Annotated in this window: 11 protein-coding genes and 1 pseudogene; 7 read left to right on the top strand and 5 right to left on the bottom strand. The window is 38.6% G+C overall.

What is annotated here, in order from left to right; all coding sequences use genetic code 11:
* Both CXF61_RS14030 and CXF61_RS03940 read left to right on the top strand, forming a co-directional pair.
* Positions 1 to 322, top strand: a pseudogene (locus CXF61_RS14030) (hypothetical protein); the annotation flags it as partial.
* 18 nt (positions 323 to 340) lie between these two features.
* The gene (locus CXF61_RS03940) at positions 341 to 973 is read left to right on the top strand and encodes a hypothetical protein (RefSeq protein WP_193834177.1); all 633 of its coding nucleotides are present in this window, start codon (positions 341 to 343) and stop codon (positions 971 to 973) included.
* A gap of 207 nt (positions 974 to 1,180) precedes the next feature.
* Here the strand turns inward: CXF61_RS03940 and CXF61_RS03945 are convergent, their stop codons facing one another.
* Both CXF61_RS03945 and CXF61_RS03950 read right to left on the bottom strand, forming a co-directional pair.
* Positions 1,181 to 2,395, bottom strand: a complete 1,215-nt coding sequence (locus tag CXF61_RS03945) for an IS256 family transposase (RefSeq protein WP_165597233.1) — start codon at positions 2,393 to 2,395, stop codon at positions 1,181 to 1,183.
* A 74-nt stretch (positions 2,396 to 2,469) separates the two neighbouring features.
* Entirely contained in the window at positions 2,470 to 2,790 is a 321-nt protein-coding gene (locus CXF61_RS03950) for a hypothetical protein (protein WP_165597234.1), read from the bottom strand.
* A gap of 250 nt (positions 2,791 to 3,040) precedes the next feature.
* Here CXF61_RS03950 and CXF61_RS03955 point away from each other — a divergent pair, with 250 nt between their 5' ends.
* The 5 genes from CXF61_RS03955 to CXF61_RS03975 all read left to right on the top strand — a co-directional run bounded on the left by CXF61_RS03955 (position 3,041) and on the right by CXF61_RS03975 (position 13,461).
* Positions 3,041 to 3,259 (top strand): helix-turn-helix domain-containing protein, encoded by a 219-nt coding sequence (locus tag CXF61_RS03955; protein WP_165597235.1) that lies wholly within the window; start codon positions 3,041 to 3,043, stop codon positions 3,257 to 3,259.
* Between the two features lie 244 nt (positions 3,260 to 3,503).
* Entirely contained in the window at positions 3,504 to 4,073 is a 570-nt protein-coding gene (locus CXF61_RS03960) for a hypothetical protein (protein ID WP_165597236.1), read from the top strand.
* The gene (locus CXF61_RS03965; protein ID WP_165597237.1) at positions 4,060 to 6,372 is read left to right on the top strand and encodes a hypothetical protein; all 2,313 of its coding nucleotides are present in this window, start codon (positions 4,060 to 4,062) and stop codon (positions 6,370 to 6,372) included. Before CXF61_RS03960 ends, CXF61_RS03965 begins: the two co-directional genes overlap by 14 nt.
* A complete protein-coding gene (locus tag CXF61_RS03970; protein WP_165597238.1) occupies positions 6,365 to 9,511 on the top strand; it encodes a site-specific integrase in 3,147 nt (1,048 codons plus the stop codon). Before CXF61_RS03965 ends, CXF61_RS03970 begins: the two co-directional genes overlap by 8 nt.
* Positions 9,512 to 9,657: 146 nt before the next feature.
* Positions 9,658 to 13,461, top strand: coding sequence for a hypothetical protein (locus tag CXF61_RS03975; protein WP_165597239.1), 3,804 nt, complete (start codon positions 9,658 to 9,660; stop codon positions 13,459 to 13,461).
* Between the two features lie 178 nt (positions 13,462 to 13,639).
* On the opposite strand, the gene CXF61_RS03980 is transcribed toward CXF61_RS03975, so the two are convergent.
* The 3 genes from CXF61_RS03980 to CXF61_RS14130 form a co-directional block, all read right to left on the bottom strand.
* Positions 13,640 to 15,904 carry a YfjI family protein gene (locus tag CXF61_RS03980; protein WP_193834178.1) on the bottom strand — a complete coding sequence of 755 codons (2,265 nt, stop codon included), beginning with the start codon at positions 15,902 to 15,904 and terminating at the stop codon, positions 13,640 to 13,642.
* Positions 15,897 to 16,172, bottom strand: coding sequence for a helix-turn-helix transcriptional regulator (locus CXF61_RS03985; protein ID WP_165597241.1), 276 nt, complete (start codon positions 16,170 to 16,172; stop codon positions 15,897 to 15,899). The genes CXF61_RS03980 and CXF61_RS03985 overlap by 8 nt, the downstream gene beginning before the upstream one ends.
* Positions 16,173 to 16,291: 119 nt before the next feature.
* Positions 16,292 to 16,490 (bottom strand): hypothetical protein (locus CXF61_RS14130; RefSeq protein WP_227526591.1); only part of this gene is annotated, 199 nt, incomplete at its 5' end.

Here is a 16,490-nt window from a genome sequence, read left to right on the forward strand (position 1 = left end):
AGGGTATATTTCCTTTGAGTTTCAAGGCGCAAATTTTGATCGCCCATGCTTAGGAATTAAATTTAATTCTAGAAAAGAAGTTAAAAATTGTATCGAAGCCAGCAATATGAAAGCTGTTTTGAATAGAGAGTTAATTAAAAATAATATTGGTGCTTCGCCACTTTGGCCTGCATATTACTACTTTGATCCTCAAAACTGGAAGAGCTCTACTAAGGCATGGTCAATGATAAATGAAGGAACGATGGCCGATAAAATTTTGGAAGAAATGGACACGGTGTTTCAGGTTTTAAATGATAACCATCTATTGAACGAAAAGCTCTAATTATAAGTGAGTATAATCATGAAATATCAGCTCGACAACTCGCAAATAGATGATACCCCCTGTGCCGCTTTATATCGATCAAACATAGAGTGTTTTCCACCAGCTATCATTGGTTGTTTGGTTATGAACGATGAATGGAATGAGCAGGCACTATTTGAGCTAAAACAGAAAATAAGGGCTGATATTTTGGTAGGCGTACAAACAGATAATCATGATCATGACCATGGAAGCTTAGATATCGTAGAGGCAGTTATTAAGTGTCAGCCTGATGAAATAAAAGATGTCGTTGAACTGCTTGATGTAAATGCGGCAAGTACTATTATCGGCATAGATGTGGTAGATGTTATAAACTTACTTGAGTGTGGCAATTCATTCCAGTTTGTTCACGCAAGCGCTACGGGTGATACTGAATTAGATATGGTGAAAACAGCTACACACAAGCTAACTAGCCAACTTAAAAAAGCCCATGATACTAAAGGGATATTTGTTGGTATGCAGAGCGAGCAAAGCTTACCAATAGAAGCTTTTGCTTACATAGGAGATGCTGTCGAAGGACTATTATCTAATACTGGTGAGTATATATATTATCGATCAAGTATGACTGATGAGCCTAACTCGTTTCATTTAAAAGCGATATATATTGAGGATTGAATAGGCTATGTGATATCACGACATAAATGGAAATATATTTGGTTATACAGATGCCTTGTTGACTGATGATAAAGTCAACGAAAACCAAATCGTCATGAATACGAATAGAGTTAGTGTTTTAAGTGAGAGGGATTGATTATGGCAGATAAAAATATCAGTTTTTTAGCTGAAAGTAGGAGCCCATCTCAGATTCTGTGTAACTGCCATTTAGATTAAATGCCTGCTTATACGATCATCAAACATAATCATAAAGCGATTCAAAGCAGACGTCCAGTTACGAATGGGCATCGACCACTTTTTGGATGCCTGCTGGGTGGCTAAGTAAACCACTTTGAATGCTGCCTGATCAGATGGGAACACCTTACGCTTATTCACCGCTGTTCGAATCACGCTGTTCAATGACTCAATAGCATTGGTGGTATAGATGGCTTTTCTGATGTCTTTAGGGTAATTAAAGAACACCGTTAAGCCCTCCCAGTTATTGCGCCAAGACTTAACCACATGCGGATACTTATCACCCCACACCTCATCAAAGTGCTCAAGATTAGCCTCAGCTATCTCAAGCGTATCAGCGCCGTAGATGGCCTTTAAATCAGCCGCTACGGCCTTTTTGTCCGTCCATGGCACAAACTTCATTGAATAGCGCACCATGTGTACGATACACAGCTGAACCTGTGCCTTTGGATAGACGGTGTTAATGGCATCAGGGAAGCCCTTTAGACCGTCAACACAAGCGATTAAGATGTCTTGTACGCCACGGTTTTGAAGCTCGGTAAGAACACCTAGCCAGAACTTAGCGCCTTCATTCTCTGAGAGCCACATACCAAGCAGCTCTTTTTTACCGTTAAGGTTAACGCCTAGGGCTAAGTAAATGGCTTTGTTGATGATCTGCTTATCTTGACGTATCTTCACGACGATGCAGTCCAAATAGACGATAGGATAAACACTATTCAATGGCCTGTTCTGCCAAGCGGTGATGTCCTCTAATATGTTATCGGTGACTCTTGAGACAAGAGAGCTTGAGATGTCGACATCGTAGAGCTCTTTAATGCTCTCTACGATCTCAGTGGTGGTTTGACCCTTGGCGTAAAGGAATATGATTTTATCATCGAGACCTGAGATACGGGTTTGATGCTTACTAACGAGCACAGGCTCAAAGCTGCCACCGCGGTCTCTTGGGGTAGAGATTTCAAGATCGCCTGTATCACTGCGGACGGTCTTTTTAGTGTGCCCGTTACGCTTATTAGGTTTATCTGCTTTCTCATGCTTGGGGTAGCCGAGATGGTCTTCCATCTCAGCCTCTAAGGCAGTATCGATAAAGGATTGCATGAGCTGCTTTTGGAAGTCTTTGATATCATCAAAGCTGTTCATGCTACCAGCCATTTGCTCGGCCAGTTTCTTAATGTCAGATTGAGTCGTCATTGCTTATTCTCCTGTTAGTGGATTATAAGCAGTTACACAGTTTTTAGGAAACTCCCGAAAGTAGCTTTGATTATTTACTTGCTAATAAAGTCACTTCTCCACATAGCATGCTCACATACTGCACAAAACCAACTCTCTTTTGCCTGCATATAGGCGATATCAGCAGGTACTTCAATTGGACAGGCGCTCCCACAATATTCACAGCAAACATCATCTAAGCAAGTATAGCATTGGCTTACAGTTTCAAATAATATTTGCGAGCTAATATTGTATTTTTGACAGAGCATACGCACATAATCTGCATAGCTGATTTTATGATTATAGGCCCAATAATCCTCACAGACCCGTTTATCCCATGCATTTTGTATCATGCTCCATTCAATCTTGACGCCCACGATATACTCCTTTTTACTGGCAGAATGACTGTGATTAGTGTCACATTTTTATAGTTACTATATCTATCGAACAAGTCGTACCCATCACAGTTAGCCAGCTATTGAGCAGCAAGATGAGTCTATGACATAATAGAGCGTTAGTCAGCAGAAAATAGTTTTTGACGGAAACTTAGTTATTGCCAACGAGTATTATTTTAACAGAAAAGTAGTCACTGGCAAGTATTTTTTACTTACCAATAAGGATTTTATTGTGATTTCATGTAATCTACCAGTGCTTTTAGCGGAAAGAAGATTGCGAGTTGCAGATTTAGTAAGAATGACAGATATCAGTAAGTCAACGCTTCATAGAATTTATAATGATGAGACAACTCGCATAGAATTCGATACCCTGAGTAAGTTGTGCCAAGTATTAAAAGTCACCCCAGGAGATGTTTTAAAGTATGTTCCCGATGATAACGAAGAGAACTAAGCTTGATAGGAAGGTCGACTGATATAAGACGTTAACCTCCTCACCCAACTAAAATTGAAATTTTAAAATACTCTTTAGCCTTTATTTATCATGGGTTAGAGAGTATTTTTTTTGTCTAAAAAATAGTTATGAATCAGTATTTTATTTATCCAAAGATAAAAATATAACAGCAATATCAAAGGCTTTACAATCGATAGGTTATAACATATCATAATTAGTATAATTCACTATTAATAGTATTAAAATGAATAGTATTCATCTAAAGCCTACTCAGAAGTTCATAACTTTTAGTAAATATAATTTGGTTGTTCATCAAGATGCGCAAAAGGCATTGCTAATATGGCATCAATTTAGGCCAAGAATGAGAGGTATAAATATAGGTGGCTTGGATGACTATTATCGCCCACCGCTACGATTGGTCATTGGTAAAGATTCGACCTATTATTTTTTTAATGAGTTTAGAAGGTTTGATGAAATTCTAATAGACGAGATGAGTTTACGTCAGCCTTGTCTAGTTGCCGCTGAAAGCTTCAGAGATATTAAGCGTTTGGCTTGGAGTGAGGTTGTCGAGCTGGCCTTCTCACGGGGAATTAATCACCCTGATTTTTTAAAAGCATTAAGCTCCAGTGCACCAAAAAGTATTATTTGCGAACTCATGAATATTGAGCGTCTGACGGTAGACAATTATTGTAGGTTTGCTGGTATCAGCCAAAGTGCTTATGAGTATCAGCAGTGTAAGGTAGCCAATGATGAGGCGATGCTGGGGCTGCCCAAAAACCTGAATTGGATGGATATATCTTATGGGTCACACTAAATTATTTAATGATGTGACCGACAGGCGAGTGTTGGATAAGCTTATTCCAGTAGGTTCACCACATCACATACAAATGTCTCAGCTAGTGATTGATGTGATTAATTTAGTGCCAGATAATGATACTGATTTACTGCCGTTGACACCAGAGTCTAATTTTGCAGACTTTACTGGCATAGACTGTGAAGATGTGATTAAAGAAATCATTCGGGAAGGTAAAACTGGAGAGTGGGCGGTCAGCTATATGCTAATTGTCTTTTATCAGACGTATGGCGAAGTTGATATCAATAATAATGCTTGGCGGTTTATGAGTGGCTACTTAAAGGTTATGGTTACGATCACAGTGCGCCATGACAAGCACTTTGCTAAAATAGATAAGCTTGGTGTGCGTGTTCGTATGGCGCTAAGACATTCTGATCCACAACGTGGCATTCTCGACCAGTTAATTAGCATTCACGCCCAGTGCGACAGCTTGTTCTCATGTTTACTTTATATCAGACAATATGAAGTAAGCGTCAAACAGGAAGAGGCAACAGGTGAAATAGCCAACCAATATCTTGGTAGTAAAATTGGTCAAATTAGGTTGGCTTATGAAGTAGCGATTGATAATAAGGCTTTTATTGGTAAAACCTATACTGAAAATATTAAATGCATAAAGTCGGCTCAAGCAGTCACTAAGACAGTGATGCATATCGATGGTGAGCCGCTACAAAGAATAATGTTTGGTACGAAACAATTAAAAAAACACAGTAACGTGGCAATCGCTGAAAATATTGCCGATGACGATGAAATACCATTACTAGACAATGACTTTAAGCCCGCCACACAAATTGCTAAATCCTCTGAGATGCAGCAATGGCGATTAAAGAACAACCATCAACATGCCCGCCGTAATCAATTTCATTTCCCAACCAATCATCGTCAGCTAAGCATTACCGGCTACCAGATGTTATTTGCCACGCTTTGGCAACGTTTTATGGATGTTGATAAAGAGAGTGGCACTGGATATGTGGTACTACTGCTATCACTGTTAAGCGGTCTTAGTATTGATAGTATCATTGCTGATTGGCAATGCAGTCGCAGTCAACGGCAGTATTTCATTTATGATCGTGTCCGTGAAATCATTAGCATTGGCATCACGATTGATGTGACGACCAATACTCGAAGTCATCTGCTTGCCCACAGACAAAGCTACGGCAGTACCTTTTATTGCGCACTGCCTGAAGCTTTGCAAATCATGCTTGAGGATAAGATTGCCGTTTCATCCGATACTGTTAAAGCCGCTATCTCTTACGCTAAAGATATACTTAACCTGCCAGCACTGAGTCCCCAGTATATTGAAGCAGGCTTATTTATCCTGATAAAAAATGAGCTTAATAAGCCATTATATGCTGATCTGATCACAGGCGTTGATGTACGGCATAGCTCTGCGCTGTATTACCTTAGCACTAAAACGGTAGAGCTAGAGCAAACTTATATAAAAGCGGTAGAGCTGATAACTGAATACTGTAATGATGAGCAAAAAGCACTTTTAATAGATGAGTGTAGCGTACCGATGAACGGGCATAGAAGCCACATTGGTAGTGATATGGCACTAAAGACCACAATGTGCCAGCAGTTCTTTAATCAACTGGCTGTCAGTGCCGAGAGCTTTAATGGCAAGCTAAAGTCCCACATGGATCGCTATATTGCGCAGTTTAATAGCTATAGTATTTGGTTGTGGCATATTGTCATGATCCAAACGGGTATCCGCCCAGTTAAGCACGCACCAGGCTTGCTACACCAGTTTGACTTTCATCGGTGCATGTTATGGGTATCTGACAAAGAAGAGCGTCATGCGCAGTCTGATGGTAGGCTCATTCCTCTTAGCAAATTTTTGATAACGGCTATTCAAAACTACATTATTTATATTAAGCAGTTTGCTGCCATCTATAATTCATTATGTCCAGCAGCGCCTTATCCCATCAATGAAATCTTGCAATCAGAACAACCCCTCATTCAAATTTACCAAAAAAATCCAAAACGCTTTGCCAGTATTACGCCAAGCCGAGTCCGCTATCAGTTGCAAGACTTTTTTAGCCATCAGGATAACTGGCTGCGTCATCAGCTGAGATCCATGCTTACAGGGCGTGTGCCTGACTATCTGATTTGCGCGCTTTACGGTCATGAGCATCCTGATCAGGAATTTATGCATCCGATGTCATCAAGCTTCATAAATCAACTGCATACGCTCAGTCCCCATTTAGATGCGATTGCTACAGATCTGCACTTAAAACAAATTGAGGTTCGTCTATATGAATAATATTAGCGCTCATAAACTGCGACAGCTGAATAGAGAAGAAGCTAAAAAAAGTATTAAGCGTGATGCTAAAGTCCTGATTAAAGAATATATTAATCAAAAACCTATGCATCCGCCTTGTGAGCTGCGGCATCATTATGAAGCGATTAACCACTTACTAGAAGAGAGTTTTGATACCGCCCAAAACTTTCAATTGGCGCGGCGCGGATTTTTAGAGTTTGTTCGTGATTATAATAAAACTCACCAGATATATCTTAATGAGCCTGTGGTGCCGATACTGGCAACTCGTGAGCGCTTGACCATTAACTATGATTGGTTTGTTAATGGACGTGCTGTGGCAGACAGTAGCGCCACAATGATAGAGGTTTGGCAACGAAAGCGGCGTTTTTCAGTCAATGACTTGGTTGAGGGGTTCCTGTATTGCAGCATCATGTATGGCGGTATTAACGACATTGAGGTGCTAAGAGCGTTATACGATTGGCTGTTTGGTGAGCGTCAGATTTATCAGATTGACATGCCAGCGACTGATGAAAAAAGCAGAGTAGAATGTTTGGCTATAATACCGCTTAGAGTGCGTGATGATAATTATGGAACTACGCTAGATGACAGCGAAAGCTTACACCGTTTTGTTGATTATGTCCCCGATGATATGAGCCTGTGTTTTTTATATGCTCTAAAAAATAAAGAGTTAAACACTGCCAAGATAAAGCCATTTAATACCATAATCAACGATATCTCACAAACGCTTAAACTCACCAATAAAGATAGTGAGCGCCCGCAGCACTCACTGCTCATTAAATATGCCAACTATCACTGGCGACAGCTAGAGGGTAGCCTGATTGATGGTGCGCTTTCCGTGGTGAAGCAAGGTGATATTAAAACCACGGGGCTGCCGACTGAGAAACTTATTCATTATAACCGAGAGCCCATTAAGCCAAGTCCTGAGCCACTCGAGTGGTCTGAGCTGTTTGATGCCAGTTATCAGACGGCAGGAAAATCACAAGACAAGAGAAATGCTACAGCTTATCCAAGCTTTAGTAAAAATTTGATCAAAGAGCTACAAGATGCACTCAAACTGACTAGAAACGCCGCTATTTCTACTATCACAACATTAAAAATAGACGCTAGCCAGCCCAATGCACAGCGCTTGCTTAGTTGGACTCTGTCGTTGCTCGGTGATACTAGCATTAGACTAAATACTATCAGTAAGTATGTAGGCTGCATTGGCCGCGACTGGCTGATGCTAACGATGGATGAGGACGTTGATCAGTGGGAAGGCAGTGACTTTGAGGAAGTTTATGAGCAGATTATTCAGAGTAAGGTAAAAGATGGCCGCAGGGTATCTGTGCTTAGCAAATCATCAGAGTTTGATGATACGTCTAGTGGTATAGATAATGATAACAATGCTACTGGTCAACAGCTATCTCATCTTGACCGCCTGAAAGACAGCCAGAAATTTACTTATGGGCGTCTGAAAGCATTTCATGATTATCAGCGTATGCACTTTGATGCGCCTTACGTTTATTTTCCATGGGGCAATAATCGGCAGGTAGTAAAATCTGAGATGGTGTCACCGCATGTGTATCATGCGATGAAAGATTATATTCAGTCATCAAATTTAGATTTTGAGCAAAAGCAATTATGCTTTGTGGTTCTAGCACTTGCTTATCGCACCGGTATGCGTATCAATGAAATCATTGGTACTAAGGTTAACGACATTACAGATATAGGGTTTATCAATGGCCAAGTGATTGAAGCGCCAAAAATAATTCTCAAACCCAACCGCTATCGTAGTCTTAAAAGCAGTAGTGCCAAACGAGTGATACCGATAGATAAGATTTTCAAGATTGATGAGTTGCAACCGTTCATCGCATTCTATTATCAACAAAAAAGGTTAAAGCGCCGCTATTTATTCTCACAAGGGTCAGGAGATCAACCACTACCATCTATGTTTTTCAGCAATATGATGAAAATAATATGGGATCGCTTATTAAATAATCATGACTTTACCTTTCATAGCTTTCGGCATACCGCCATTAGCCAATTGGCACTGGTGTTAAGCGGCTCACCACTTAAGCAGGTGATGACGGATTATGATAAAGATCATAGCGATGCTATCGTTGAAGCTATTCTTGCTAATAATAAAGAAAAGGGGATGTGGTTTGGGCTGGCTAGCCTTGCTGGACATCTAACGCCAGATACTACGTTTGAGTATTATATCCATACCGCTCATTTGCTGGCTGGGTGGCAGATGAGTAAGGCCAAACTTGTTATGCCTATAACTATATTTGAGATGGTGACAGGTATTGGTTACCAGACGGTGAATAGGCAAGACAGCAGGGCATATAATGCCAGTACTAAACAGGTGCATCTTGATAAGTTGCGTGGCTATTTAACCAACAAGATTGCGAGCAAAGATTCTCTATTTTCTTATAACAGCACACCAGCTAACATGGCTTGCCAGCAAAACACACAAAATGATGCAGTAGATACCCAGCTATCTATATTTATTCATCCTAAAGTTTACGATGTCATTGCGCTGTTAGAAGAGCTTCAAAAAATAAGCGTTGATAAAAGAGCAGATCAGTTGGCAGAAGTCGCACTTCGGCATGGTATTTCTGTCAATAAAGCTAGAAAGATTTACGATAAAGCTTGTCAGATTTTTACTGATGATAGGTTATTGCTGAGTGCGCCGAGTGGACATAAAAATCAAGAGGTTCTAGTTAAAGCACTTGATTGTGCGTATCAGATGTCAATTGATGAACCTGCTAGACTGAAATCGTTTGTGGAAATATTTACAGGTAAACAAAACTTAAACGTATCATCGATTCATTTTGGGATTAAAGAGACACAGCTTGAAATGCTACAGCAGTTCGTGACAATAGGTTGTCAACTTACCGATGCTGGACATTGGCAGATTAGGGCGCATAGCGAGCAAGCAGCACGTAATGTTAAAAAAGAGCTAGGGCTCGATAGCTCAATACGTGTGGGTGCTCGTGAGAATTTTCATGGTTATGAGGTTAGGGCAGTACAGAAAAAACGTAAGCGGTCTGATAAGAATTTGGCTATAACAGGCGATTATTATGCCTCATCGGGAGTAATGAAATATTTGGGCTATAATCTAATGATATTAGTTGAATAATAGTAGACTAAAGACGATATTCTAGATATACATCAGAAGTTTTTAAAGGTAGTAATTTATAGCATAACGATGTTTAATGAATTCAAATAAAAATATATCTTGTAGCGAGGTTTTGTCAGTTTTGTCAGTTTAATTTGAGGTGGTATATGAAAAAAAAGCACAAATCAATCTATGATTTGCTAGGTGTTAGCACTTCTTTGGGGATAAATAAAAAAGCTATCCAGAGCCTCAACAATTCACTTAAATATAGTTCTCCTAAAAATAAGAATGATAGTAACTATACAAAACTATACGATGATCTAGTCCTGTTTTTGAAGCAGTACTCTCCTGTAGATATTATTATAGCTATTAATACTATAGAGCTATGGCCGCCTAATATCTCATCACTTGTAAAACAGAGTATTTTAGTTAATGCATTTTTAAGTATTAAAGAAAATGACTTTAAATATAATAAAGCTATTAACAACTACGATGAATTTTGCAAGTTCTCTAGCTATTTAATAGACTTACTTCCCACATTTCCGATGTTGGAAGACTTTGTTCCTGAAATAGATTGGGGAGAAGTTAAGGTTAACGTCGACAATCAGTACTTTAATATATTCTATGGTGGCTGTATTGAAAGAGTGCCTGACTTTTTGCATTCTTTCTTAATTATTCATGGTGATAAGCCAGAAGCAATAGTCGACATTTTATATGCCTTAAAGTTGCAAGATCATATAATTAACCAACTTAAGCATGTCGTCGATCTACCTAAAGATGTTCAAAATGGGCATATTGAGATTCCAAATGTTGATTTTTGGATGGCTTGTCGACAGGTGATTACAAATACTAGTGACTATATTAGCGAGGATACCAATGGCATAGCTATAAGATTGGGCAAAGAGAGAACTTACTCAAGTCTTGACGAATTTACTAATGCATTTATGCAGTCACAGGTAAATCAAAATGTGTTTGTCGAAATTTCAAAAAAACTATTTCCTTTTTCAATTCGTAATAGTATCTCTGTTGTCATAGATAAGTGGGCCTCAAAGTCATCCGATCCTAAAGAAGTCTCATTTCGACTGCTTGACTTCATCAACCGTAGATTAGAAACACTCAGTGAATTACCATTACAATTATTTGATGCAGAAAAAATTTACTCTCCCATAATAACCTCTGTGTTTTACTTTGATGAAAAATTTTATTTTGTAGTGATTTTAGATGATGACGAAGACACAGCTGGAAAGCTTGAAACTGATTTGCAGAATGCGCTTCAAAGTGAGTACTGGGGTTTTAAAAAATTAAATTCTCCTTATGCTTTTAATGTTAAGGAGCGAATTGGAGACATGGTCTCAAGAGAACAGATAGAGATCTTATACGTTACAGGAGGTGCCGCTACCGCGGCAGGTTACTATTCACCTCCAAAATCTGGAATAGTCTTTCCTTTCCCTGAATTCATTTCAGTTTTTGATAGTATTGAAAATGCTGATGAGCTTGTAAAATTCTTAAGTTTTATAAAAAGACATGACCGTAAGATGCATTCCTCTGTTGTTTCGTTAGTAGACAAGTTTGCAACCTTCAAGGACTCAAATGGAATTTTAGAAAAAGGAGCCACTACCTATGACATTATAGCTTTAGACCCTCATAGTGGCTCTAACTGGCGCTATAAATATTTGGCTAATTATTGGCAAAATTTGATTGTAGACTTCCCTGATAAAATATCTAAGTGGACACCTAGTAGCTCTTACGATGATATCCAATTTTTAAGTGCTAATAATGGTACTAAGTATACTTGGTCAACTAAAGTGTCAAATACATCCATACATTTTTTGGTAGAAATTAATGAATTCATAAACTTACCTCAAATAAACGGTAGAATGCTTAATTTTTTTGCTGAGAGTACTGCAGATGCACTATCTCAAAGACGAAACATTATCTCGCAACTTATAGTTGTTAATCAGTATCAAACGATTATTTTCAAATGTTTACTTGATGAGAATTTCTTGATTGACGATAAAGGTAAAGTAGGACCTACTAGTAAAAACTTTTTTAATGATTTAGTTTGGTGGGTTGATCAAGATACAAGCAAATATGATAAATGTCTAGAAATCAGACTATCTGTAAATATCTTAGCTATGAAAACAGAGTTAGACAACTCGATCAACAGTGAGTTTCAAGGCAAGCTAGCAAAGAAAGTAATAAATATTATTTATGAAATAAATAAAAGCTTTATCTCGGATCAAACCATTGAACTTTTAGAAGAGTCGTACAAGAACCAAACCAGAGTATCTTTAGGTGCGATGAAGAGAACATTTGACTCTCTTGAAAGTTTTCATATTTTACCTAAACCTGAACATTATATAATTGCGAGGAAGGAATTAGCAGAAATAATAAGAAATAAGGGTTATGAGAAAAATCGATATGAGCTTGCTGTTGCTAAAGATCTAATTAACGATATTTCATCAGACTATCTAAGCACACTACTTAAGCTTCTTTCAAAGTTTGATAAAGTTCAGTTGCTGATAAGTTTGTTAGATAATTACGATGCTTACATTAACTTCAAATATCATCATAATCATCGTGCATTAAAAAGCTTAGAACATGAGGTTGCATTTAATAGAGAAGAGTCTGTTTATGACTTACAGAGCGAGTTTAACAAAAACAGTAATCATCATCGTTATATTATTGAAAGGCTAGTTGCTAATAAGTCTAGTGGTCGTGAAGAACCTTCTAAAGAAAATATTTTATTGATACTTGCTTACGTAGGTTGGTTAATGACGTTGTACTCTGCCAGCGATGTTATTCATCACGGCATTGAGGTTGGAGGAGTTGAGATTGACAGCGAATACATTCCACAGGTGTTTTTCTCAGAAAACTCTGGAAAATTTGATCATGAATTCGGAATTGAACAAGCAGGTACTAATCTGGGGGTAGGTGTTAATGAAAGTGACGAGGTTACAGGAGAAATTACTGAAAAAGTACTAAATCAAATCAATGTGGCATTTATGGCCGATTTAGGTTTTTCATTCACAACACTTATTATAACCCTAGATGTTCTACAAAGCTGGGCAAATATTAATCAAATCGACCTAGAAAATCATTATTGCGCTTTTTTCAGTGAATTAGTTTCTGTATGTGTTAGAGAGGTTTTAGAACTCCAGGATTCAAATAGAGTTGTTATAGAGCAAGAAATTAGAAAAGCCATCAATTTTTTAACTTTAGATGCAGATAGAGTGGTTAAAAAATTGGGTTCTGACAAAGTGGAATTTGATGTACCTGTATTAGAGTACAACAAAAGAGATCAACGCTTAAATATAAAACCTTTAATTAGAATAAGCAATGACAGCGTTTTATGGAGCGCAGGTTGTGCTTTTAGGACAAGGAAAATATGGCTAGCTCGAATAGCTGAGGGTTGCCTGCCTGCCAATTTTGCTTGGAAATCTGTTAATACGGTAGTTGATAGCATTAAAAAAGACATAGAAAAAAAACTTGAATTGGTTACCTTTGAAATATTTAACCGCTACTTTCATTCTAACTATTGTCATCATGGTATAGATTTTAAAAGAAAGTTTAAAAAAGAGGGTTTTGAAGATGTTGGTGATTATGATGTGCTGGTATACATTCCCCAATCAAATACTTGGGTTATGGTCGAATGTAAATACAACCAAACTCCATATTGCTTACAAGATATGAAGCGTCTCCGAAATAGGGTTTTCGATGAAGGTAGAAAAACTCATGTTCCTAAAATATTGAAGCGACATGATTTTCTTGTTCAAAACCATCATAGGATTTGTGAAATTTTAGGATACTCACTAAATACTGAAACTAACCCTAAAATAATTATGTTGTATATTGCTAGGCAAATTTATTGGATTCATAGAAACCCTCCGGTGCCAATTGAAATTGAGTTTATTCAAGTTGATAAGCTAGACAATTGGATTATTAAAAATAAAGATCAGTGGTTTGATTGAGGTATCTTAATAGAGATTTTTTATATAAGAAATCTCAATAAGAACCATAAGTAGTACTACTGACGAAACTATCATTCAAGCACAAAAAAAGGCGCTATTTTTCAATAGCGCTCTAATACTACACTGCCATAACTGCCATAACTGCCATAACTGCCATAACTGCCATAACTGCCATAACCTATATAAGCTCAGTTAATTTTGAGTTAATAGAGTAACGCTCTGTTGGTCTACCTCCTTGACCTGTACTTGGTACTTCCTGCCAGCTCAACCAGTTATGTTCGACTAATATTTCAAGCGCGTTCAATACGCCATCAGCATCATTCAGACCTTTCCAGCCTTTGCGGATTAGCTGCCTAGCGGTAAAGCCATGACTAATCCAGTCGGTTGTGTCAGTTTTGTCAGCTCCCTTTCTGACCATTTTCATTATTTTATCGGCTAAATAAGACGCTTTGATATTAGCGCTATCAGTGACAGTGCTATATATTCTCATCATGTGACTCTCTAACACATCACACCATGCCAGCGCTGCCTTGAGTGCATTTATATTGACTGCACCTAATGATGTGCCATGTTCGATGCAATCCACTAAATGAAAGATTAGTGCTAATGACGGCACTGTTTTAGCATATTTGAGAAGATGCTCAGCTATGATGCTATGTTCAGCTTCACCAGCTCTGAGTTTAAGCGCATCATACCAATTCATAAATTCTTGATAAGCTTCATCATTAAAGCGGTAGTAGGGACGCTTATGGTACTCATCAATCGGATTTGCACCGTAGCGCATGAAGTCGCCTAGCTGCATACTGTCGATGGTTTCAAACAAGTTATAGATAGCATCACGGCTTTCTTTATCAGGTGGCAAGTCACGCTCTTTACTGTTCGGTAGAGGATCAGGATAAACCATCAGTTGAAAGCGTTGGATAAGTCCGTCATTTCCTAGCCCTTTCATGGTTTTAGATAAGTAATACTCAAGCTTGTCAGGCTGAATGCCACCAATAACTGATAAACAGTGAGTGTCGATAAACACTGAGCCTCTGCCTATTCTATCGACTTGAAAGCTACCTAAGCCATTAAAGCCCTCAAGATAGAATGAGCGCGCTTGTTGATTGCTCTCATTCTCTAGTGAAGCAAGCCAACCTGTCAGCTCATCACGCTTAACCAGCATACCGTTTTTGTGTTTGCTCTCCAGCTCTCCGATACTCTCAATCGTACCGTCATCAGTAACGTAGCGTTTAATCTCAGGTATCAGATCATCACTCTGCTTGGCCTCTGCTAACTCTTGCGCTTTGGCTTTTAGGTCATCTTGGCTGATTTCAGTAGCATCATCGGCTTGGGTTGCTAGCTTTTTAGCAAGCTCACTGAGCTGTTTCTCAGCTGCCTTTGTCATGTGCTTGTTAAGCTCTTTTTGGGTGTCATGCTCGAGCTTGTCCTCATTGTACTTATTTTTAGCAAGTGCTACTAAATGCGATATGGGTTTTAAGCCCTCAGATAATGACGGTGATTTCTTACTCGATGGATCACCAACAATTGCACCATAACAGTTAGGTACTATTTCCCAATTATCGTACATTTTTGGGTAAATGCTCAGCCTAGTGCCTATTACGCTACCTAACGATACCATCAAGGGCATCAGTACATATTCGATAGGTGCGCTCAAGCGCTCAGCACAATTTGAAGCATAATCCCATATCATTTTTGGCATCATAGTGCTTGTAAGTGTCTTAACTGGTGGTAGCTTTTGACTGATAGGTTTAGGTTTTGGTTTGCCTAGTGCTTGCAAGTTTATAATCTCAGCATCGGCTATCAAGTCATCATAATCAGCACCAAACTCGAGCGCGTCATAAATAAGCGTATGTTCACAAATAATGGCTTCAACATTCACTCCTTTAAGTGGTGTTATGACTTTGGCTTTATACTGTGAGGTGGTCACGATAGTGACTTGATGCACCTCTGCAAAGTGCTTTACCGTCCGATTTAATAAACTCGGTATAAGGCAAGTGAGTACCGTTACGTCAATGCCTTGCTTGCGATAAGCGTTATAACATCGCACTGACTCAGCAAGATCAGCTACCACTATCCACTTACTATCACGACTCATTGAGCCAATGATAAAGGCGCTCGGTATGTCGGTATCGGATATAAAGATACGTCCGTTATCATCAAGCGGTATGCTAGCAAGATTAACTTGCTCAGCTTTGTTATTGAGCATAACTAAACCTAGCGTATTAGCAGTGTCCAGTTGTACTTGCCCTTCTAGTTGTCCAGAAAAAATGGTAATATCACAATGTAGTTTATAGATATCAGCATTTTCATGAGTATTGATAAGAGTTGCTAGAACTTCGTTATCTGCTACGTCTGCAAACGTAGCGAGTAAGAAATCAGCTAGATATTGAGATAAGCCCATGCCGTCAGCATGGGCTTTTTCTTTGATTATATTATTCATTAATAATCTCCTGTGCATTATTGACAGGATTACTATGATTTTCCAGCCACTCTATAACATCCGCATTTCGCCAAGCGACCATGGTTGGTGATAGTTTAATGCTGGCTGGGAATCTGCCATTTTGTGACCATTCGTGTAGCGTCGTGCGCCCAAACGGTAAGAATGGTAGGATGTCTTTAGCGCGTGACATGCCTTGATGTGGAAGATAGTTAGTTACTACATCACTATTTTCAATATGAGTATGTTCTGTGTCTTGAGAGGGTAACATTCTGTTTCTCCATATGAACCGTGACGGGGTGTCTCGGTATGGATAGAATGATACATTTTGAAATATTGAGATAGTTGAAGGTTCAATAATCAGATTGAACCTTCAGTTTTCCTTATTTTCTAAACCAAGGTCTGTAAAAAATCGTCAACATACTTTTTAATACGTTTATTAGAGGACTTAAGTCCATAACCACATTCAGAATTGATTTGTAAATCACAAACGAGGTTTTGGATTTCTTCGTTTATAGCTGACGCATTAGGTTTCTCACCAACTTTGAATTGTGAAGATTTTTTAGATAGAAGAATGGCCATCATTGCG

This window comes from Psychrobacter sp. 4Dc (assembly GCF_002836715.1).
Classification (GTDB): domain Bacteria; phylum Pseudomonadota; class Gammaproteobacteria; order Pseudomonadales; family Moraxellaceae; genus Psychrobacter.